The following is a 20629-nucleotide window of genomic DNA, read 5'->3' as shown; positions in this document are numbered from 1 at the left end:
TGCGGGCCGCCTTTCAGACGCGGGTGGCGGCGGAGCGGCCGAGGAGGACCCAGAGCAGGAACGGGCCGCCGAGGACGGTGGTGACGATGCCGACGGGGAGTTCGACGCCGTCGAAGACGATCCGGCCGAGGGTGTCGGCGGCGACGACGAGGACGGCCCCGGTGAGCATCGAGCCGACCAGCGGGACCCGCAGCGGGCCGGCCAGCCGGGAGGCGATGACGGGTGAGGCGAGGGCCACGAAGCCGACCGGGCCGCAGATGCCGACCGCGAGGCCCGCGAGGCCGACGGCCAGCAGCAGAGCCAGAGCGCGGACCCGGCCGGGGGCGGAGCCGAGGGAGGAGGCGGTGGCGTCGTCGAAGCGCAGGACGCCCAGGTGGCGGGCGACGGCGAGGCTGATGGGGACGAGGACCGCGAGGCCGATGAGAACGGGGACGGCTACGGAGTAGCTGCGTCCGTTGAGGCTGCCGGAGGTCCACACGTAGAGCGAGCTGGCGGAGCTGAGGGACCGGCGGGAGAGGACGACCTGGGTGATGGCGGAGGCCAGGGCGGACATCGCGAGGCCGACGACGAGGACGCGGTAGCCGCGCTGGCCGAGGCCGCCGGAGACCGTGGTGACGACGATGACGGCGACCAGGGCGCCGATCGGCCCGGCCCACCAGGCGCCGAACGTTCCGGTGGCGCTGAGGGTGACGGAGAGCAGGACGGCGGCGGTGGCCCCGTCGTTGACACCGAGGAGTTCGGGGGTGGCCAGGCGGTTGCGGGCCAGGGTCTGGGTGAGGCAGCCCGCGAGGCCGAGGGCGGCGCCCGCGGTGAGTCCGGCGACGATGCGGCCGAGGCGGAAGTTCTGGACGAGCAGGACGTCGAAGCGGTCGCCCTGGCCGAAGACGGCACGGAAGGTGCGGGCCACGCCCATGTCGCTCTGGCCCGCGTAGGCGGAGAGGACGACGGCGAGCAGAAGGGCCGCGGCGAGGGCGATGGCGGCGAGGGCCGCGCGCCGGGTGACCAGCAGGGAGAGGGGGCCGCGGCGGACGACGAGGGTGTCCGGCGGGCGGACGCGAACAGCCTTGGGCGTACGGGGCTTGGGGCGCGGCAGCGTGAGCTTGAAGCGGCGCGGGCGGTCCGGGGCGCGCTCCTCGGTGGCCGGTTCCGTCATGCCCATCGAGGCCAGCTGCTGGGCGCGGACGATGGCGATGAGGACGGGGGCGCCGATGAGGGCGACGATCACGGAGACGGGGGCCTCGAAGGGCCGGGAGACCACGCGGGCGGCGACGTCGGAGACGGCCAGCACGCAGGCGCCGATGAGTCCGGCGAGCAGGAGGCGGGCGGCCAGCCGGGTGCCCGCGATGGCGCGGGCGAGGAATCCGGCGAGCAGGCCGAGGAAGGAGATGGGCCCGGCCAGCGCGACGGCGGAGGCGGTGAGGAGGGTGACGCCGATGGCGACGACCGTGCGGATGACGGGCGGCCGGTGGCCGAGGCTGCGGGCCAGGTCGTCGCCGAGCGCCAGGGCGGAGAGCGGGCGGGCGACGAGGAGGGCGACGAGGAATCCGATGGCGAGGACGGGGGCCAGGCGGCCGAGTTCGCCGAAGCCCTCGACTCCGGCGAGGGAGCCGAGGACCCAGAAGCGGAATCTGTCGTAGGTCTCGGCGGAGTTGACGACGATGACGCTGGTGAGTCCGCCGAAGGTGGCGCCGAGCGCCGCCCCCGCGAGCACCAGGCGCATGGGAGAGCCGCCGCCGCGCCGTCCGGAGATGAGGAGGACCAGGCCGCTGGCGACCACCGCGCCGACGAACGCGCAGACCAGGTAGGCGTAACCGGAATCGAAGCCGAGGAGCGCGATGCCCGCGACGACGCCGAGAGAGGCACCGGCGTTGACGCCGAGCAGTCCGGTCTCGGCGAGCGGGTTGCGGGTGACCGCCTGGAGGAGGCATCCGGCCACACCGAGGGCCGCGCCGACGAGCAGCGCGGTGAAGGTGCGCGGGAGGCGCAGGTCGCCGACGACGAGGGAGAGGCGGGCGTTGTCGCGGGCCCCGTCCCGGTTCAGCAGATAGTCGAGCACCCCTCCGACGCCGACCTCGCCCGCGCCGATGGAGAGGGAGAGGCCGCTGAGCAGCAGGACGGCCACCGTGAGACCGGCGACGGCGAGCGCCACGGTGCGGCCACCGGCCGAGGGCGCGCGCGAGGCGGCCGCCTCCGCACCCGGGGATGACTCCTTACCCGGGGATATCTCCGTAGCGGGTACGGCACCGGGTCTGGAGCCCGCGGCCGGAGCGGGTTCCTCCGCTGCGGCGGGCGGCGTCTTGGCCGTCCGTTCGCTCTCCCCTCCGTCCAACTGGGCGGTCGAGGAGTCATGTTCGGGGGCCGAGGCCGTGGTCCCCGTGTGCGGCGTTTGCATAAGGTGAGGCTAACCTAACCGTATATCGACGGCTCGACACCCTTCTGGGCGGTCGAATCAATTTAGGTTACCCTTACCTAACACCCAGGGGGAGGTTGTTTTCATGCCTGAGCACATACCGGGCACAAGTGGCGAGTTCGAGGGCCGAACGGCCCTGGTGACCGGCGCCGGACAAGGCATCGGAGCCGCTGTCGCCGAACTTCTCGCCGACCTCGGCGTCCAGGTGGCCGCCACCGACCGGGCCGGCCACACCATCGAGGCGCTGGCCGCCGACTGGCCCCGGCGGCAGGAGAAACTGCCGGCGGGCGAGCGGTCGGCGGGCTGCCTGGATTCGTATGTGCTGGACGTCACGGACCGGGTCGCGGTGGAGAACACCGTGGCCCGCGTCGAACGCGAACTGGGCCCGGTGGACATCCTGGTGAACGTCGCGGGCATCCTGCGTACCGGCCCGGCGACCACGCTCTCCGCGCAGGACTGGGCGGACACCTTCGCGGTGAACACCACCGGTGTCTTCCACGTCTCCCAGGCCGTCGCCCCCCTGATGGCGGCCCGCAGAAGAGGCTGCATCGTCACCGTCGGCTCCAACGCCGCCGGGATCCCGCGCACCGGCATGGCCGCCTACGCCGCCTCCAAGGCCGCCGCCGCCATGTTCACCAAGTGTCTGGGCCTCGAACTCGCCCGCAGCGGCGTACGCTGCAACGTCGTCGCCCCCGGCTCCACCGACACCGCCATGCAGCGTGCCCTGTGGACCGACCCGGGCGCCGAGGCGCGGGTGATCGACGGGGACCCGTCGACGTACCGCACCGGCATTCCGCTCGGCCGGATCGCCGAACCCTCCGACATCGCCGACGCGGTGGCGTTCCTCGCCTCGGACCGCGCCCGCCACATCACGCTCCAGGAGCTGTACGTCGACGGCGGCGCGACCCTGCGCTGACCGGCGGCCTCCCGCACGACCCTCCGTACCACTTCACCTTCCCAGCCAGCCCCCCGCACCCGCTGACGGGACCATCGAGAATGGAGTCCCCGTGTCGACGGCATCCCAGGTCGCCACGCACGTCCCCCCGGCCGACCCGGCCCACCCCTCCGTCGGAGCGGCCACATCGCTCCTGGACGGCTACACACCGGGCGACCACTTCCTCGCCACGCCCGGACGCACCCTGCTCGCACGCGGTCCGGGGCGCGAAGTCCCGCACGACGAGAGACCTTTGACCGAGCGGGTGGACGCCGCCCTGGCCGAGGCCGTCGCCGACGGACAGGAATCGCCCCTGGTGATCGGCGCCATCCCGTTCGACCACACGGCACCGGCCGCGCTCCACGTGCCGGCGTCGGTGCGCACCGCCCCGCCGCTCGCCTCCGACCCGATGATCGCCCTGCCCGCCGGACCGTCCGCCACGACCGACTGGCAGATCCGGCCGGTGCCCGCGCCCGAGGTCTACGGCGAGGGCGTCGCCGCCGCCGTGGCCCGCATGTGGCGCGGCGAGTTCAGCAAGGTGGTGCTGGCCCGCACCCTGGAACTCACCTCCGACGCCCCGCTCGACCTGCCCGCGATGCTCCAGCGGCTGGCCCGCCGCGACCCCTCCGGCTACACCTTCGCGCTGCCGACCGGCCCGGACCGTACCCTGATCGGCGCCAGCCCCGAGCTGCTCGTCTCCCGCCACGGCAACCAGGTCGTCGCCAACCCGCTCGCCGGGTCCACCCCGCGCAGCGACGACCTCGCCGAGGACGTCCGCCGCGCCGCGACGCTGCTGGAGTCGGTCAAGGACCTCCACGAGCACGCCGTCGTCGTGGACGCCGTCCACCAGGCGCTCGCCCCGCACTGCACCGGGATGACCGTTCCGGCCCGGCCGACGCTGATCCGTACCGCCACCATGTGGCACCTGTCGACCACGGTCACCGGCACCCTCTCCTCCGCCTCCACCTCGGCGCTGGACCTGGCGATGGCACTGCACCCGACGCCCGCCGTGTGCGGGACGCCGACGCGGACGGCCCGTCAGGTCATCGCGGAGACCGAGCCGTTCGACCGCGGCTTCTTCACCGGTGTCGTCGGCTGGGGGAACGCCGACGGAGACGGTGAATGGGTCGTCACGATCCGCTGCGCCGAGGCCGAGGAGCGCACACTCCGCCTCTACGCGGGCGCGGGTATCGTCGCCGCCTCCGAGCCCGAGGCGGAGACCGCCGAGACCGGCGCCAAGTTCCGCACCTTCCTGAGCGCCGTGGGAGCCGAGCTGTGAGTACGCAAGCGGCGCCGACCTGGCCCGCCGAGTTCGCCGAGAGGTACCGGGCGGCCGGCTGGTGGCGCGGGGAGACCTTCGGCGAGATGCTGCGGCAGCGCGCGGAGGAGCACCCGGACCGGATCGCGATCGTCGACCCGGTGGCCGGGAGCCGGTGGACCTACGCCGACCTCGACCGGCGCGCCGACCGGCTGGCCGCGGGGTTCCTCGCCCGGGGGATCGCCAAGGACGACAAGGTGGTGGTGCAACTCCCCAACATCGCCGAGTTCTTCGAGGTGATCTTCGCGCTGTTCCGGATCGGCGCGCTGCCCGTCTTCGCCCTGCCCGCCCACCGTGAGACCGAGATCGCCTACTTCTGCGAGTTCACCGAGGCGGTCGCCTACGTCATCGCGGCCGAGAGCGGCGGCTACGACTACCGGGAGCTTGCGGCGAAGACCCGCGCCCAAGTGCCCACGCTGAAGCACGTGTTCGTCGCCCAGGGGGACCCGGGCGACTTCGAGGCGCTGGCCGAGGTGGCCGAGGAGCCGGTCGGCTACGGCGGTCCGCGCCCGGACGACCTGGCCTTCCTCCAGCTCTCCGGCGGCAGCACCGGCGTACCGAAACTGATCCCGCGCACCCACGACGACTACATCTACTCGCTGTGGGGCTCCAACGAGATCTGCGGGGTCGACGAGAACAGCGTCTACCTGGTGGCGCTGCCCGCCGCCCACAACTTCCCGCTCTCCTCCCCCGGTTCGCTCGGTGTGCTGTACGCCGGGGGGCGCGTGGTGCTCTGCCCGCAGCCCTCGCCCGAGGTGGCCTTCCCGCTGATCGAGCGCGAGGGCGTGACCATCACCGGCCTGGTGCCGCCGCTGGCCCTGCTGTGGACCGAGGCCGCGCCCGGCAGCGCGCACGACCTCAGCAGCCTGGACGTCCTGCTGGTGGGCGGCGCCAAGTTCAGCGAGGAGGCGGCCCGCAGGGTGCGTCCCGCGCTCGGCTGCACGCTCCAGCAGGTCTTCGGGATGGCGGAGGGTCTGGTCAACTACACGCGTCTGGACGACCCGGTGGAGACCATCGTCACCACACAGGGGCGGCCCATCTCGCCGGACGACGAGATCCTGGTCGTCGACGACGAGGACCGGGAGGTGGCGCCCGGTGAGACGGGCCACCTGCTGACCCGGGGCCCGTACACGATCCGCGGTTACTGGAAAGCCCCCGAGCACAACGCCCGCTCCTTCACCGAGGACGGCTTCTACCGCACCGGCGATGTCGTCCGGGTGACGGAGAGCGGGCACATCGTCGTGGAGGGGCGCGCCAAGGACCAGATCAACCGGGGTGGTGAGAAGGTCGCCGCCGAGGAGGTGGAGAACCACATCCTCGCCCACCCGGCCGTGCACGACGCGAACGTGGTGGCGGAGCCGGACCCGTATCTGGGTGAGCGCGTCTGCGCGTACGTGATCCTGCGCTCGGGCGCCGGTCCGCTGAAGGCGGTGGCGATCAAACGGTTCGTACGGGAACGGGGTCTGGCCGCCTACAAGGTGCCGGACCGGGTCGAGTTCGTGGACGCGTTCCCGCAGACCGGGGTCGGCAAGGTCTCCAAGAAGGACCTGCGCAACGCGGCCGCCCGCACCGCCGACCCCGCCCCTGCTCCCGCCCCCGCCCTCTGACGTTACCGCCGTACGTCCCCGCACACGTCCCCGCACCTTTCGAACGGAACCCTCTCCACCATGGCCCTGCCCGCCATCACCCCCTATCCCATGCCGGCCGCCGACGAGCTGCCCGCCAACCGGGTCGACTGGACCGTCGACCCGGCGCGCGCCGTGCTCCTCGTCCACGACCTGCAGAACTACTTCCTGTCGGCGTACGACCGGCAAGCCGCGCCCGTGCCCGAACTCCTCGCGCATGTGGCCGAGTTGAAGAAGGAGGCGGCGCGCCTGGGCGTGCCCGTCCTCTACACCGCGCAGCCCGGCGGCCAGAGCGCCGAGGAGCGCGGGCTCCAGCAGGACTTCTGGGGCCCCGGCCTGCCCGCCGACGAGCACGCGGCGGCCATCGCCGACGAGGTCGCGCCCGACGACGGCGACACCGTCATCACCAAGTGGAAGTACAGCGGTTTCGTCCGCACCGATCTGCTAGAGCGGCTGCGCGAACAGGGCCGCGACCAGATCGTCCTCACCGGCGTCTACGCCCACATCGGCGTCCTGATGACGGCGTGCGACGCGTGGATGCAGGACATCCAGGCGTTCGTGGTGGCCGACGCGGTGGCGGACTTCTCGGCCGACGACCACGCGATGGCGCTGCGCTGGGCGGCCGGAAAGTGTGCCGTCGTCACCACCGCCCGAGCCGTCTTCGAAGGGAAGTGACCGCTGTGGCCCTGACACTCGACCAGCTGCGTGCCGATGTCGCCGACATCCTCGGCGAGGAGCCGGAGGAGATCCCGCTCGACGAGAACCTCGTGGACTACGGGCTCGACTCCGTCCGTCTGATGTCCCTGGCGGCGGCCTGGCGCCGCGACCACGGGATCGAGGTGGCCTTCGCCGACCTGGCCGAGAAGCCGGCGCTGGAGGCCTGGGCGCCGCTGCTCGGGGTGACCGGCTGAGCGAAGGCGGCGGCGAACAGTCTTTCCGAGGGTGGTGCGGACCCGGCAGTACCGGGTCCGCACCACCCTCGACCCGTTTTCCCGGTGGACCGTGCTACAGTGCGATGAGCACACGTTGATGCCCCTTCGTCGGGCACCGGTGCTGAGTTTCTCTCTCCATCGCTGTTGCGCCCGTCCTCGTACGACCGGCGATCCAGCTTCTTCCTCAGCGTTTCTCTCTCGCTGTCTCTCCTTCCGGCTGCCGGGCTTCCGTGCCCCGGTGCGGGCGTGACGATGCCGCCCCTCCGTACGCCGGTCCTTCATTCGCCATGTCCGCGAAAGGACCCCTCCCATGACCACCACTCTCGAACGCCCCGTCACCCCCGAGCCGCGCCCCGTCCGGGCCGCCGGGCTCTTCGACACCGTCGCGGGCGGCCACGGCCTCCTCCGCGTCCAGGGCGGCCACCCCTCCCCCGACGACATCAAGGTCTCCCCCGCACTGATCCGCCGCTACGGCCTGCGCAAGGGCGACGCCGTCGAGGGGAGCTGCGAGCGGCCGCGCGTCCTCGCCACCGTCGACCGGGTCAACGGCCTCGCGCCGCAGTCCCCGGCCGGCCGCGCCCACTTCCGCGACCTCACCCCGGTCCACCCCACCGAACGGCTGCGGCTGGAGACGGAGAAGGGCGGCGCGGCACCCCGGATCGTCGATCTGGTCTCCCCCGTCGGCAAGGGCCAGCGCGGCCTGCTCGTCGCACCGCCCCGGACCGGCAAGACGGTCCTGCTCCAGCAGTTCGCCGCCGCCGTCGCCACCAACCACCCCGAGTGCCACCTGATGGTGGTCCTCCTGGACGAACGCCCCGAGGAGGTCACCGACATGCGTCGCTCGGTGCGCGGCGAGGTGTACGCCTCCACCTTCGACCGGCCTGCCAAGGAGCACATCGCCCTCGCCGACCTGGCCGTCGAACGCGCCAAGCGCCTCGTCGAGCAGGGGCAGGACGTGGTGATCCTGCTGGACTCCCTCACCCGGCTGTGCCGCGCCCACAACAACGCGGCCGGATCGGGCGGCCGCACTCTGAGCGGCGGTGTCGACGCGGCGGCCCTGGCCGGCCCCAAGAAGCTGTTCGGGGCGGCCCGCTCCGCCGAGGAGGGCGGCTCGCTCACCATCCTGGCGACGGCCCTCGTCGAGACGGGCTCCCGCGCCGACGAGTTCTTCTTCGAGGAGCTGAAGGGGACCGGCAACATGGAGCTGCGCCTGGACCGCTCGCTCGCGGACCGGCGGGTCTTCCCGGCCGTCGACATCGCCCGCTCCGGGACCCGCCGCGAGGAGCTGCTGACAGGCCCCGCCGAGCTCTCCACCGTACGGGCGCTGCGCCGCGCCCTGCACGCCCGGGACGGTCAGGGCGCGCTGGAGGCGCTGCTGGACAAGGTCCGCCGCACCCCGGACAACGCCACGTTCCTGCGTCAGGTGCAGCCCACCGTGCCGGGGGCCTGCTGAGCCCTCCCCTGGGCCGTGCCCGGCCGCCTCTGATCCTCTCCCTGTCCGGCCCCCGCCGGTCCGGCCGACGTCTCCGCGGAGAACGCTTCGGCCGGGCCCGGCCGGTCCGCGGTCTCCACCCCCCTGTGAGCTGCCTCATGGCGCTCGACGGCTGCCTTGACCAGACCGGCGAAGAGCGGGTGCGGGCGGGTGGGGCGGGAGCGGAGTTCGGGGTGGGCCTGGGTGGCGACGAGATAGGGGTGCACCTCGCGCGGGTACTCCACGTACTCGACGAGCTTGTTGTCCGGCGAAGTGCCCGAGAACACCAGCCCGGCCTTCTTCTCCAGCTCACCACGGTAGGCGTTGTTCACCTCGTAGCGGTGCCGGTGCCGCTCCTCCACATACGGCTCACCCGCATACGCCTCCCGCACCAGGGAACCCTCCGCCAGCTTGGCCGGATAAAGACCCAGCCGCATCGTCCCGCCCAGGTCACCCGCACCCTCGACGTAGGCGACCTGCTCCTCCATCGTCGAGATCACCGGATGAGAGGTCGCTGCATCGAACTCGGTGGAGTTGGCATCCGGGATCCCGGCCAGCGAACGCGCCGCCTCGATCACGATGCACTGCAACCCCAGACACAACCCCAGCAGCGGAATCCTGTTCTCCCGCGCATAGCGGATGGCACCGACCTTGCCATCCACCCCACGCTCACCGAAACCGCCCGGGATCAGAATGCCGTCCACATCCCCCAGACGCTCGGCCGCACCAGCGGCGGTACGGCAGTCGTCGGAAGTCACCCACTTGACCCTGACCCGGGCCTTGTTGGCGAAACCGCCCGCCCGCATGGCCTCGGTCACCGAGAGATAAGCGTCCGGCAGATCGATGTACTTACCGACCAACGCGACCGTGACCTCATGATCAGGATGGTGGACACGGTCCAGCAGATCGTCCCAGGTGGCCCAGTCCACATCCCGGAACGGCAGGTCCAGCTTGCGCACCACATAGGCGTCCAGACCCTCGGTGTGCAGCACCTTGGGAATGTCGTAGATCGACTTCGCGTCGATCGCCGCCACCACCGCCGCCTCGTCCACATCACACATCAGCGAGATCTTCCGCTTGATGGAGATCGGCACCTCACGATCGGCACGCAGCACGATCGCATCCGGCTGGATACCGATATTGCGCAACGCGGCCACCGAGTGCTGCGTCGGCTTGGTCTTCAGCTCACCCGACGGGCCGATGTAGGGCAGCAGCGAGATGTGCACGACGAACACATTGTCCCGCCCCACCTCGTGCCGCACCTGACGCACGGTCTCCAGGAACGGCAACGACTCGATGTCACCCACCGTCCCGCCCACCTCGGTGATCACCACATCCACGTCATCCGTCGCCATCCGGCGGATACGGTGCTTGATCTCGTTGGTGATGTGCGGGATCACCTGCACGGTGTCACCCAGATACTCCCCGCGCCGCTCCTTGGCGATGACCTGCGAGTACACCTGGCCGGTCGTCACGTTGGCGGAGCCGTCGAGGTCCACGTCGAGGAAGCGCTCGTAGTGCCCGATGTCCAGATCGGTCTCGGCGCCGTCGTTGGTGACGAACACCTCACCGTGCTGGAACGGATTCATCGTGCCCGGATCGACATTCAGATACGGGTCGAGCTTCTGCATCGTGACCCGCAGGCCACGCGCCTTGAGCAGAGCACCCAGGCTGGAGGCAGTCAGACCCTTGCCGAGGGAGGAGGCGACACCCCCGGTGACGAAGATGTGCTTGGTCGGTTCGGTGCTGCGCATGTCTGGTCAGCTCCTGTGGAAACGATGGCGGGAAACACATGGAGGTCGAGCGGTCCCGGCCGCCGGCCCTGCCGCCTTCCACCGGCCACCGCGCTCCCGGCCGGGGGGTGGGGCCGGGCGCGGCCATCCTGGGCAGCCGCACCCGCCCAGGATGGGCGGAGCCGTCGGGGCAGGCCGCGGCCGTGCTCGGAGGTGGGTCGGTGCTCGGGCAGAGGTTACCGGGCGGGCGGACGCCGGTACGGAGAAATCCGGCCCCTTTCCCTTCGGCCTTCCTGTCCTTTCGGGCATTGCCACCGGTTCTGACGGTCCGGGGCCGGAGTGGCCAGATCACGACCGGCGAGACGATGCCGCACATGACAACCGTATGAAGGTGTCCGAACAATCCCCACAGTCCTCGGAACGGCGTTCCGGAGCACTGCACCAGGAATTACCACACTGCGGGAAGCCCTGGACCCGACCCCGGGCAAGGGTCCGTTCCCGGCCTCATGGCGCAATAGGTCCGGCAGGATTCTCGCCATCAAAAAGGAGATGGTTGGCATAACCGCTCGACAGGTGCATGCTTGATCTCGCTCGGACCGGGGGTGACCGGGCAGAACCGTTTCGGCTCCCTGAAAAACAGACGGCCCGATATTCCTTCACAACGCCAGCGAACGCTTCATCGCCAGTTCATGTACGGGAAACCTTTGCGAGCCCTCACCCCTGGGTGATGGCCGCATGCCTGACGAGCGGGGGGTCACCTACCGATGAGCAACGCACGCCCGGCCTTGGACGAGCACGCCTCGGCGTCCTTCCGGTCCACACTCGGAAACTTCTGCTCCGGCGTCACCGTGGTGACAGCCCTGGGCGACGACGGGCTGTTCGGGTTCACTTGTCAGGCATTCTCCTCCCTTTCCCTGGATCCCCCACAGGTCGTTCTGTGCGTCAGCCGCGCATCGACCACCTGGCCCACCATCAGCCGGCTGCGCCGTTTCTGCATCAATGTTCTCGGCGAGGACCAGCAGCAGCTCAGCGACAGGTTCGCCCGCTCCGGAACGGACAAGTTCGCAGGTGTTGTCTGGAATTACTCACCAGGCGGAAACCCCCTGCTTGTCGGCGCATCGGCATGGATCGAATGCGAGATCAATACCGAGTACCCCGGTGGTGACCACCTGATCGTGGTCGCGGACGTCCGCTGGCTCGATGCCGGTCCGGCCGAGAGGCCTCTGGTGTACCACCGCGGCCGCTACACCGCCCTGCGCGACAGCGCCTCCATCTGACCATTCGTCACACCTGCGAGGGACGCGCACCGTCCCTTCACCGCGCCCACCTCGGCGCGCTTCTCTGCGTGGGACGGCTTTCGCCCCTACGTTCCCCATCCTGCCGAATTGGAGAATCCCATGCCGAAAACAACGCCTCCGTCCGGACTGCTGACCGGACTCGATGTCTTCGTAGGGGGCCCGATCCAGCACGCCATCCTGCCGAACGGATTCGTTCCCGAACTGCAGGACGCCATTCAGACGGCGATATCCGTCGCGGAGGAGAACGGCGCGAACACCTTCTCCGCCCACCGGGTGGAGGAGTTCGGCGAGCAGACCGCGGCGTTCACCCCGGAGCAGGTCTCCGTCCGGGACTTCCGCTGGATGCGCAAGTGCGACGTCTTCGTCCCGGTACTGCCCGTGCTGGAGGACCTGACACTGCGCCGGACCGACGGCACCCACGTGGAGCTGGGCTGGGCGACCGCACTCGGCCGGCCGGTCGTCCTCATCACCAAGCAGCCGTTCGTGGAGTCGGCGAGCCATCTCCTCAAGGGGCTGCACAGGGTCGGCACCGTACGGACCATCGACTTCGACCAGTTCCTCGACAAGCCGAGCCTGCTGACCGAGGCCGTCCTCGGCGTCACCGAGCGGCAGCGCGAGGCCGTCGACGCCGGCATCGCGGCCTGATCATGCCTCCCCGGTCATCGATCGCCCCTCGGAGGAGCGCATGTCCGATCTGTCCATCTTAGGCATCCCCGTAGCCAATCCCGTCCTCGTCGGTTCCGGGCTCCTGACCGACCAGGAGCGCAACATCCGCAAGCTCATCGCGAAGGGCGCGGGGGCCGTCGTCACCAAGACCATCCATCCGAGCCCGCCCATGGGCCTGGACGAGCGCATTCTCCGGCTCCCGGTCGGCATGCTGAACAGCACCACCTACTCCAAGCGTTCGGTCGGCCACTGGCTGGAGGTGCTGCGTTCGTTCGCCGCCGACGGGCTGCCGGTGATCGCCTCGGTCCACGCCGACACCCCGGCCGAGCTCGGTCTCCTGGCCGCCCAGGTCCAGAGCACCGGCTGCCGCGCGCTCGAACTCGGCATCTCCTGCCTCAACGAGGAGTCCGGGCTGCCTGAGGACACCCCGGAGCGGGTGCACGCGTACACCGCCGAGGTCCGTGCCCGCGTCTCCGTGCCCATATCCGTGAAACTGGCCATCGGGGAAGGGCTGGAGGACCGGGTACGCGCCGCCATCGACGCGGGCGCGGACGCCGTCACCATCAGCGACACCATCTCGGGGGCCGCCGTGGCTCCGGAGAGCGGTGAACTCGAACTCGGCGGTGTGTACGGCTATTCGGGCCCCGGGATCAAACCTCTGGTGCTCGCGGCGATATGGCGCCTGCGCCGGCGGGGGTTCACCCTGCCGGTCATGGGGTGCGGGGGTATCGCCTCCGGCCGCGACGTGGCCGACTATCTGCGGGTCGGCGCGGACGTGACCCAGGTGTACACCGCCCTGCACACCGACATGTACGCCACCCTGGACCGGATCGTCGACGAGACCGCGCAGCTCACGGCCGCTCCGATGGAGGCGCTGCAATGAGCGGACCGTACCCCGGGCCGCGCTCGTACGCGGACCTGACCAGCGCGGAGGTTCTGGAAGCCCTGCACGGCCAGACCCTCGTGTGGCCGGTGGGAGCCACCGAGCAGCACGGCCCGCATCTGCCGCTGTCCGTCGACACGGTGCTCGCCGAGGAGTTCGCGAGGGCCGTCGCGGCGGAGCTCGACGCTTTCGTCCTCCCCGCGCAGCCGGTGGCGGCCCGTTCCCTGCCGCAGAGCGGTGGGGGGCTGTCGTTCCCGGGCACGCTGCACGTCAACGGCGACACGCTCATCCGGTTCCTCCGCGAGGAGCTGCTGTCGCTCGCCCGGCTGCCGTTCGCCCGGCTGCTGGTGGTGAACGGTCACTTCGAGAACGAGCCCTTCCTCTTCGAGTCCCTCGACCAGGTGCGCCAGTCGGAGGCTCTCGGCGACCGGCAGGTGCTCGCCTTCAGCTGGTGGAGCCTGGTCCAGGAGTCCTGGCTGCGGGCGGAGTTCCCGGAGTTCCCCGGCTGGCACGCGGAACACGCCGGGCTCACCGAGACCAGCCTGATGCTGCATCTGCGGCCCGATCTGGTGCGTGAGGCCAGGCCGGGACACGACAGGCCGCCGCGCAGCGGCGTCTACCTGCACCCGATCGACGTCACCCGGACCACCAACGACGGCGTGCTCTCCTCCACCCACGGTTCGAGCGCGGCCCTCGGGGAGAAGCTCTTCCGCTATGTCGTCGCCGAGGCGGTCGAACTGGTCCGCAGCGGTGAGGGACTGCTGCCCGTCCGGGCCGTATCCACCGGGACCGCCACGACCGAGCAGACGGAGACTTCATGAGCAGCCCGTTCCATCTCGCCTTCATCTTCAACTTCACCCCGGACGACTGGCAGGGCCCGTTCGGCTCGGGGGGCAGGCCGTGGGACGGGAAGTTCCACACGGAGGTCGCCCAGGCGCTCGAACGTGCCTGCTTCGACTACGTCATCATCGAGGACAAGCTGATGGTGCCGGAGAGCTACGGCGGCTCCGCGGAGGCCGTGCTCAAGCAGGCCATGGTGGCGCCCAAGCACGACCCGGTGCCCCTGGCGGTCGCCATGGGGCTGGCGACCCGGAGCCTGGGCATCGTCGCGACACTGTCCACGATGGCGTACCCGCCGTTCATGACGGCCCGGCTCTCCTCCACGATGGACAGCATGCTGGGCGGGCGGTTCGGCTGGAACATCGTCACCAGCGCGGAGGACCTGGCCGCACAGAACTTCGGCCTGGACGTCCTGCCGCCGCGCGAAGTGCGGTACGAGATGGCCGACGAGTACGTGGACGTCGTCAAGCAGCTCTTCGAGTCCTGGGACAAGGACGCGGTCGTCATCGACCGTGACGAGGGTGTCTACGCCGACCACACCAAGGTCCGCCCGGTCCACTTCAAGGGCAAGCACTTCTCGGTGCGCGGCCCGCTGAACACGGTCCCGTCGCCGCAACACCGGCCGGCGTTCGTCCAGGCGGGTGCCTCACCGCGCGGCCGGCGGTTCGCGGCCCGCAACGCCGACTCGATCATCGCGATCGGCAGCGGCGTCGAGAGCATGCGGGAGTTCCGTGACGACGTACGGCGGCACGCGGCCGAGGCGGGGCGGGACCCCGACGAGATCAAGGTGCTGTTCTGTGTCACGCCCACCCTGGGCGAGACCCTGGAGGAGGCGGAGGCCAAGCAGGCCAGGATGGTCGCCTCACCCCGGTTCACCCAGAACATCCTGGCGCAGATCTCCTCCCTGACCGAGATCGACTTCATGCAGTTCGCGCTGGACGAGCCCCTGCCGCGCAAGCTCGTCACCAATGGCGAGCAGGGCTCGCTGGACAAGTTCCAGCAGTGGGGCAGCGGCAAGACCCTGCGCCAGCTGGCGGTGGACGGGGCGGGCGGCCTGGTCTCCTCGGTCGAGCTGATCGGTACACCGGACCAGGTCGCCGACCGGATGGGCGAGATCATGGAGGAGGTGGGCGGCGACGGCTTCATGATCACGACTCCGCTCCTACGGCTGAACCGGCGGTACATCGCCGAAGTCACCGACGGGCTCGTACCAGCGCTCCAGCGCCGGGGCCTGACGCGGTCGGTGTACACACCGGGCGCGACGCTGCGCGAGAACCTCCGGGAGTTCTGACCGCCAGACACCCCCTACGGCACGGCCCCCTCGACCGGGTGGCCGTCCGTGCGTGCGGGCATCCGGGGCGGGCCGTTCAACGACCCGCCCCGCGTTGCCAGGTACCAGCGACCCCAGTCGTCGAGCATGCCCGCTATCTCGTCGAGACCCCGGCCGGTCTCGGTGAGCGTGTACTCGACCCGCGGCGGCACCTCGCGGTACACGGTGCGCTCCACCAGCCCGTCCTCCTCCATCGCGCGCAGCTGCCGGGTGAGCATCCGCGCGGTGATCTGCGGCATGGCCCGCTTGAGCTCGCTGAAGCGCTGCTTGCCTCCCAGGAGTTGTTTGAGGATGACGAGCTTCCAGCGGCCGCCGAGCACCTCCATCGCCACCTCGATCGCACAGTAGTCCGGCGTCCGCCCTGTCGTGCTCCGCATCAACAGCCTCCATGGGTATACAGATTGGCACTATGACACATGAATGACCGTACTTGTCCTGGGGATACCGCGCGCACGATAGTGCTGCCATGACCCAAAGCGCAGCATCGTTACGCACCTCTCCCCCACCGGGCGAACTGCCCGCACAGCGGCGGTGGCTGGTGCTCGCCGTGCTCTCCACCAGCCTTCTGCTGTGCGGCATCGACCTGACCGTCCTGCACGCGGCGGTCCCCAGCATGAGCCTGGACCTGCGTCCGAGCAGCGCGGGACTGCTGTGGATCGTCGATGTCTACTCGCTCACCCTCGCCGCACTCCTGGTGACCTGCGGCACCCTGGGGGACCGGATCGGACGCAAGCGCATGGTCCTCGGCGGCTTCGCGCTCTTCGGGCTCGCCTCCGCCGCCGCCGGCCTGTCCTCCTCCACCGCGCAGCTGATCGCCTCCCGGGTGGTCCTGGGCATCGGCGCCGCCATGATCATGGCGTCCACCGTCGCCATCATCCGGGTGGTGTTCTCCGACAGCCGGGAGCGGGCGGTGGCCATCGGCATCTGGACCGCCGCGCACAGCGTCGGAGCCACCATCGGACCGCTCGTGGGCGGGCTGGTCACCGAGCAGTGGGGCTGGGGGGCCGCGTTCCTCATCAACGTACCCATCGCCCTGGCCATCTTCGTGGTCGGCGCCTGGATCATCCCCGAATCGCGCAACCCGCGGCCCCGACGATGGGACCTGGCCAGTGTGGCGCTGTCCGTAACGGGCCTGGCCGCTGTGGTGTACGCGCTCAAGCGAGCCGGCGAACACGTCGGCCTCAGCACCGTGATCGTCGTGACCGCGGTCGCCGGAGTGGCCCTGCTGTACCTCTTCGTCCGCCGCCAGCGCCGTCTCACCGAACCGCTGCTGGATTTCTCGCTCTTCTCCGACCGCGTCTTCTACACCGCCACCGTGTGCGTCATCGGCTGCTTCGGCAGTTATGTCGCCCTGCTCTTCTTCCTCACCCAGTGGCTCCAGCAGGTCGGCGGCTTCACTCCGGTCCACGCGGGCCTGGCCCTGATGCCGCTGGCGGCGGCCAACGCCGCCGGAGCGACCACGGCCCCATGGGTCTCGGCCCGCCTGGGGAACCGGTGGGCGCTGACGGGGGCCCTCGGCGCCTTCGCGGTCGCCATGGCCCTGCTGGCCCTGCTGGGCGACACCGGCGCCTACCCGGCGCTGGTCGCGCCGCTCCTGCTGGCGGGGTACGGGGCGGGAGTCGTGATGACGCTGGGCGCGGACTCCATCATGGCGGCAGCCGACCCGGACCGCTCGGGCGAGGCGGCCGCCATCCAGGAGACGTCCTTCGAGCTGGGGGCCGGTCTCGGCGTCGCGGTGCTGGGCACGGTGCTGACCGTTACCTACCGCATCGGATTCCCCGACACCCCGGAGCTGGTGGCGTCCGCCCGGGAGGCGGCGAAGGAGTCGTTCTCCTCCGCCGAGGCCGCCGCCTCCTCGCTCGACCCGTCCGCAGCCGGCCAGGTGCTCGACGCGGCCAGAGCGGCGTACGACCAGGGCTTCACCACCGTGGCCCTGTGCACCGCGGCCGTACTGGCGCTGACGGCCTCCCTGGCCGCTACGCTGCTGCGACCCCGGCCCGCCAAGGTCTGAGAGCCGTACCGCCCGTGCGTGTCCGGTGGCCGGCCCCCGACGAGTGGCCGGCCACCGGACATGTGAGCAGGGCTCAGGCGCTGCCCAGCGCCTCCGAGACCAGGGCGCGCGCCTCCTCCTGGACCTGGCCGAGGTGTTCGGGTCCCTGGAAGCTCTCCGCGTACACCTTGTAGACGTCCTCCGTGCCCGACGGGCGGGCGGCGAACCAGGCGCTGTCGGTGCAGACCTTGAGGCCGCCGATCGCCGCCCCGTTGCCCGGTGCCTCGGTGAGGACCGCGGTGATGGGCTCCCCGGCCAGGGTGTCGGCCTTGACCTGCTGCGGGGAGAGCCTGGCCAGGACCGCCTTCTCCTCGCGGGTCGCGGGCGCGTCCACGCGGGCGTACGCCGGGTCGCCGAAGCGGGCGGTGAGCTGGGCGTACCGCTGGGAGGGGGTGGAGCCGGTGACGGCGGTGATCTCGGAGGCGAGCAGGGCCAGCAGGATGCCGTCCTTGTCCGTGGTCCAGACCCGGCCGTCGCGCCGCAGGAACGAGGCGCCGGCCGACTCCTCGCCGCCGAACCCGAGGCTGCCGTCGTACAGCCCGTCGACGAACCACTTGAAGCCGACCGGGACCTCCACCAGATTGCGGCCGAGGTCGTGGGCGACCCGGTCGATCATCGAGGAGGAGACCAGCGTCTTGCCGATGCCCGTTCCGGCGGGCCAGGCCTCGCGGTGGGTGTAGAGGTAGTCGATGGCCGTGGCCAGGTAGTGGTTGGGGTTCATCAGGCCGCCGTCGGGGGTGACGATGCCGTGCCGGTCGGCGTCGGCGTCGTTCCCGGTGGCGATGGCGTACGCGTCGCGCTGTTCGATCAGCGAGGCCATGGCGTGCGGGGACGAGCAGTCCATGCGGATCTTGCCGTCCCAGTCCAGCGTCATGAACCGCCAGGTCGGGTCGGCGAGCGGGTTGACCACCGTGAGGTCGATCCGGTGCCGTTCCCCGATGCGCCCCCAGTACGCGACGGAGGCGCCGCCGAGCGGGTCGGCGCCGATCCGGATGCCCGCGTCCCGTACGGCGTCCAGGTCCAGGACGGACGGCAGGTCGTCGACGTACGCGGTCAGGAAGTCGTACCGGCCCGTGGTGTCGGCGGCCAGCGCGCGGGCGTACGGGATGCGGCGGACCTCGCCAAGTCCGGCCTCGATCAGGGCGTTGGCCCGGTCCTGGATCCAGGACGTGGCGTCGGACGCGGCCGGTCCTCCGTTGGGCGGGTTGTACTTGAAGCCGCCGTCGGCGGGCGGGTTGTGCGACGGGGTGACCACGATGCCGTCGGCCAGGTGCTCGGTGCGCCCGTGGTTGTACGTGAGGATGGCGTGCGAGACGGCGGGCGTCGGGGTGTAGCCGTCGTCGCTGTCGATGAGGGCGGTGACGCCGTTGGCGGCCAGCACCTCCAGGGCGGTGACCCGGGCGGGTTCGGAGAGGGCGTGGGTGTCGGCGCCGAGGAAGAGCGGCCCGTCGGTGCCCTGGCGGGCCCGGTAGTCGCAGATCGCCTGGGTGGTGGCGGCGATGTGGTCGTCGTTGAACGCGGCCGTGAGGGCGGAGCCGCGGTGGCCCGAGGTACCGAAGGCCACCCGCTGGGCGGGCTCGGCCGGATCGGGGTGGAGGGCGTAATAGGCCGTCACCAGCCGTGCCACGTCGACCAGGTCCGCTGACTGCGCCGGCTGCCCGGCCCGTGCGTGCACCATCGGGTCTCCTCTTGCCTCTTCGTCATCACCGGCCCGGGGGAACGGGCCGCCGTCCCGGGGCGGACGATCACCCCGATCCGTACCCGATTCTGTCCCCTTGCCTCGCCTCGGCGGGTGATGGGTTCACGCCGTCCTCGCAGCGCCGCCCGCCCGGCCGGGACGGCACCGCGCCCCCGGTCCGGGGCGGGACCGGGGGCGCGGTGGGTCCGGGGGGGCGAGGGAGTCAGCGGCCCTGGAGACGCTTCACGTTGTCGCCGAAGGTCCAGCCCTTGGAGCCGTCCCAGTTCAGGGACCAGGTCATCAGCCCCTTCAGGGAGCCGTTGTAGTGGTTCCAGGCCTGGGAGACGAGCGAGGGTGACATATGGCCGCCGCCGGCGCCGGGCTGTGCGGGGAGGCCCGGGACCTGCTTGTCGTAGGGCACCTTGATGGTGGTGCCCTGGATGACGAGCCCCCGGTTCAGGCAGTCCGTCTGGGCCGTGAAGCCCGCGACCGTACCGGCGGAGTACGAGTCTCCGGAGCAGCCGTACATGCTGCCGTTGTAGTACTGCATGTTCAGCCACCAGAGCCGGCCGTTGTCCGCGTACTTCTTGATGACGGGCAGATACGCGCCCCAGATCGAGCCGTAGACCACGCTGCCCCCGGTGACGTACGCCGTCTCGGGCGCCATGGTGAGGCCGAAGTTCGGCGGCATGGCGGCGAGGACGCCGTCGATGATGCGGATGAGGTTGGCCTGGGACGGGGAGAGCTGGCTGATGGTGCCGGTGCCGACGAGGCCGGTCTCGATGTCGATGTCGATGCCGTCGAAGTTGTACTTCTTCAGGATCGGGACCACGGTCGCGACGAAGCGGTCCGCGACCTTGCTGGAGCTGAGGTCGATACCGGCGGTCGCGCCGCCGATCGACATGAGGAGGGTGAGCCCGGAGGCCTTGGCCTGACACATCTCCGCCGGGGTGGCGACCTTCACGGTGTTGTCCATGCCGTCCTCCCACAGCACGGTGCCGTCGGAACGGATGACGGGGAAGGCGGCGTTGACGACGTTGTAGCCGTGCTGGGTGATACGGGAGTCCGTGATGGGGATCCAGCCGAGCGGCGGGTGCACGCCGTTGGCGGCGCCGTCCCAGTTCTCCCAGTACCCCTGGAGCACCTTGCCGGTGGGCTTCGACTTGACCGCGCAGGTTTCGGCGGCCGTGGTCTTCGGGGAGTCGGCGGTCTTCGGCGGGGCGGCGCCGACCAGCATCGGTACGACGAGCGCCGCGGCCAGGCCGAGGCCCAGCAGTCGTGATGTACGGCCCATGGTCCGTAGGTCCTTCCTGCCCGGGTCGGCCGCCGACGGTGCGAAGGGTTCGCCCCGACCCGCCCAGTGTCGTGACCCTGCCAAAACCGTAGAATGGTCCAGACCTTCGGTCAAGAGGTCTGGACCAGAGTGCCCGGCTTGGGGCCGGAAAACACCGCGGCGGGGTG

At 70.8% G+C, this 20629-nt stretch carries 17 protein-coding genes; 12 read left to right on the top strand and 5 right to left on the bottom strand.

What is annotated here, in order from left to right; all coding sequences use genetic code 11:
* Nucleotides 1-13: 13 nt before the first annotated feature.
* The gene (gene fhuB / locus R2B67_RS34845) at nucleotides 14-2392 is read right to left on the bottom strand and encodes a Fe(3+)-hydroxamate ABC transporter permease FhuB (RefSeq protein ID WP_317824591.1); all 2379 of its coding nucleotides are present in this window, start codon (nucleotides 2390-2392) and stop codon (nucleotides 14-16) included.
* A gap of 103 nt (nucleotides 2393-2495) precedes the next feature.
* On the opposite strand from fhuB, the gene R2B67_RS34840 reads away from it, so the two are divergent.
* The 6 genes from R2B67_RS34840 to rho all read left to right on the top strand — a co-directional run bounded on the left by R2B67_RS34840 (nucleotide 2496) and on the right by rho (nucleotide 8672).
* Entirely contained in the window at nucleotides 2496-3326 is an 831-nt protein-coding gene (locus tag R2B67_RS34840; protein ID WP_317824590.1) for a 2,3-dihydro-2,3-dihydroxybenzoate dehydrogenase, read from the top strand.
* Between the two features lie 91 nt (nucleotides 3327-3417).
* Nucleotides 3418-4623 (top strand): isochorismate synthase DhbC, encoded by a 1206-nt coding sequence (gene dhbC / locus R2B67_RS34835; protein ID WP_317824589.1) that lies wholly within the window; start codon nucleotides 3418-3420, stop codon nucleotides 4621-4623.
* The gene (locus R2B67_RS34830) at nucleotides 4620-6269 is read left to right on the top strand and encodes a (2,3-dihydroxybenzoyl)adenylate synthase (RefSeq protein ID WP_317824588.1); all 1650 of its coding nucleotides are present in this window, start codon (nucleotides 4620-4622) and stop codon (nucleotides 6267-6269) included. The genes dhbC and R2B67_RS34830 overlap by 4 nt, the downstream gene beginning before the upstream one ends.
* A 60-nt stretch (nucleotides 6270-6329) precedes the next feature.
* Complete coding sequence (locus R2B67_RS34825) at nucleotides 6330-6962, top strand: isochorismatase family protein (RefSeq protein ID WP_317824587.1); 633 nt, start codon at nucleotides 6330-6332, stop codon at nucleotides 6960-6962.
* A 5-nt stretch (nucleotides 6963-6967) separates the two neighbouring features.
* Complete coding sequence (locus R2B67_RS34820; RefSeq protein ID WP_018515030.1) at nucleotides 6968-7198, top strand: phosphopantetheine-binding protein; 231 nt, start codon at nucleotides 6968-6970, stop codon at nucleotides 7196-7198.
* A gap of 331 nt (nucleotides 7199-7529) precedes the next feature.
* Nucleotides 7530-8672 (top strand): transcription termination factor Rho, encoded by a 1143-nt coding sequence (rho, locus tag R2B67_RS34815; RefSeq protein ID WP_317824586.1) that lies wholly within the window; start codon nucleotides 7530-7532, stop codon nucleotides 8670-8672.
* On the opposite strand, the gene R2B67_RS34810 is transcribed toward rho, so the two are convergent.
* Nucleotides 8639-10444 carry a CTP synthase gene (locus R2B67_RS34810; RefSeq protein WP_317824585.1) on the bottom strand — a complete coding sequence of 602 codons (1806 nt, stop codon included), beginning with the start codon at nucleotides 10442-10444 and terminating at the stop codon, nucleotides 8639-8641. The genes rho and R2B67_RS34810 overlap by 34 nt on opposite strands.
* 743 nt (nucleotides 10445-11187) lie before the next feature.
* On the opposite strand from R2B67_RS34810, the gene R2B67_RS34805 reads away from it, so the two are divergent.
* The 5 genes from R2B67_RS34805 to R2B67_RS34785 all read left to right on the top strand — a co-directional run bounded on the left by R2B67_RS34805 (nucleotide 11188) and on the right by R2B67_RS34785 (nucleotide 15401).
* Complete coding sequence (locus R2B67_RS34805) at nucleotides 11188-11700, top strand: flavin reductase family protein (RefSeq protein WP_317824584.1); 513 nt, start codon at nucleotides 11188-11190, stop codon at nucleotides 11698-11700.
* Between the two features lie 120 nt (nucleotides 11701-11820).
* A complete protein-coding gene (locus R2B67_RS34800; protein WP_237324389.1) occupies nucleotides 11821-12366 on the top strand; it encodes a nucleoside 2-deoxyribosyltransferase in 546 nt (181 codons plus the stop codon).
* 40 nt (nucleotides 12367-12406) lie between these two features.
* Nucleotides 12407-13270: a beta/alpha barrel domain-containing protein gene (locus tag R2B67_RS34795; RefSeq protein ID WP_018515025.1), complete on the top strand. Its 864-nt coding sequence runs from the start codon at nucleotides 12407-12409 to the stop codon at nucleotides 13268-13270.
* Entirely contained in the window at nucleotides 13267-14091 is an 825-nt protein-coding gene (locus R2B67_RS34790) for a creatininase family protein (protein ID WP_317824583.1), read from the top strand. The genes R2B67_RS34795 and R2B67_RS34790 overlap by 4 nt, the downstream gene beginning before the upstream one ends.
* Entirely contained in the window at nucleotides 14088-15401 is a 1314-nt protein-coding gene (locus tag R2B67_RS34785) for an NtaA/DmoA family FMN-dependent monooxygenase (protein ID WP_109981404.1), read from the top strand. The genes R2B67_RS34790 and R2B67_RS34785 overlap by 4 nt, the downstream gene beginning before the upstream one ends.
* Nucleotides 15402-15415: 14 nt before the next feature.
* Here R2B67_RS34785 and R2B67_RS34780 read toward each other — a convergent pair whose 3' ends face one another.
* On the bottom strand, nucleotides 15416-15817 hold the full coding sequence (locus R2B67_RS34780) for a winged helix-turn-helix transcriptional regulator (protein WP_317824577.1): 402 nt from the start codon (nucleotides 15815-15817) through the stop codon (nucleotides 15416-15418).
* An 89-nt stretch (nucleotides 15818-15906) separates the two neighbouring features.
* On the opposite strand from R2B67_RS34780, the gene R2B67_RS34775 reads away from it, so the two are divergent.
* Complete coding sequence (locus R2B67_RS34775) at nucleotides 15907-17451, top strand: MFS transporter (RefSeq protein WP_317824575.1); 1545 nt, start codon at nucleotides 15907-15909, stop codon at nucleotides 17449-17451.
* Nucleotides 17452-17524: 73 nt separating this feature from the next.
* Here the strand turns inward: R2B67_RS34775 and pgm are convergent, their stop codons facing one another.
* Both pgm and R2B67_RS34765 read right to left on the bottom strand, forming a co-directional pair.
* Complete coding sequence (gene pgm, locus R2B67_RS34770) at nucleotides 17525-19168, bottom strand: phosphoglucomutase (alpha-D-glucose-1,6-bisphosphate-dependent) (protein WP_317824572.1); 1644 nt, start codon at nucleotides 19166-19168, stop codon at nucleotides 17525-17527.
* 223 nt (nucleotides 19169-19391) lie between these two features.
* A complete protein-coding gene (locus tag R2B67_RS34765) occupies nucleotides 19392-20462 on the bottom strand; it encodes a chitinase (protein ID WP_317824568.1) in 1071 nt (356 codons plus the stop codon).
* Nucleotides 20463-20629: the final 167 nt, after the last annotated feature.

Source organism: Streptomyces cyaneofuscatus, assembly GCF_033109485.1.
In the GTDB taxonomy this organism is placed as follows: Bacteria; Actinomycetota; Actinomycetes; order Streptomycetales; family Streptomycetaceae; genus Streptomyces; species Streptomyces cyaneofuscatus.
This window is presented reverse-complemented; position numbering and strand designations above follow the sequence as displayed.

Coding starts and splice junctions, on each gene's coding strand:
- fhuB (WP_317824591.1), bottom strand. CDS start 2,392: ATGCAAACGCCGCACACGGGGACCACGGCCTCGGCCCCCGAACATGAC.
- R2B67_RS34840 (WP_317824590.1), top strand. CDS start 2,496: ATGCCTGAGCACATACCGGGCACAAGTGGCGAGTTCGAGGGCCGAACG.
- R2B67_RS34825 (WP_317824587.1), top strand. CDS start 6,330: ATGGCCCTGCCCGCCATCACCCCCTATCCCATGCCGGCCGCCGACGAG.
- rho (WP_317824586.1), top strand. CDS start 7,530: ATGACCACCACTCTCGAACGCCCCGTCACCCCCGAGCCGCGCCCCGTC.
- R2B67_RS34810 (WP_317824585.1), bottom strand. CDS start 10,444: ATGCGCAGCACCGAACCGACCAAGCACATCTTCGTCACCGGGGGTGTC.
- R2B67_RS34805 (WP_317824584.1), top strand. CDS start 11,188: ATGAGCAACGCACGCCCGGCCTTGGACGAGCACGCCTCGGCGTCCTTC.
- R2B67_RS34800 (WP_237324389.1), top strand. CDS start 11,821: ATGCCGAAAACAACGCCTCCGTCCGGACTGCTGACCGGACTCGATGTC.
- R2B67_RS34795 (WP_018515025.1), top strand. CDS start 12,407: ATGTCCGATCTGTCCATCTTAGGCATCCCCGTAGCCAATCCCGTCCTC.
- R2B67_RS34790 (WP_317824583.1), top strand. CDS start 13,267: ATGAGCGGACCGTACCCCGGGCCGCGCTCGTACGCGGACCTGACCAGC.
- R2B67_RS34785 (WP_109981404.1), top strand. CDS start 14,088: ATGAGCAGCCCGTTCCATCTCGCCTTCATCTTCAACTTCACCCCGGAC.
- R2B67_RS34780 (WP_317824577.1), bottom strand. CDS start 15,817: ATGCGGAGCACGACAGGGCGGACGCCGGACTACTGTGCGATCGAGGTG.
- R2B67_RS34775 (WP_317824575.1), top strand. CDS start 15,907: ATGACCCAAAGCGCAGCATCGTTACGCACCTCTCCCCCACCGGGCGAA.
- pgm (WP_317824572.1), bottom strand. CDS start 19,168: ATGGTGCACGCACGGGCCGGGCAGCCGGCGCAGTCAGCGGACCTGGTC.
- R2B67_RS34765 (WP_317824568.1), bottom strand. CDS start 20,462: ATGGGCCGTACATCACGACTGCTGGGCCTCGGCCTGGCCGCGGCGCTC.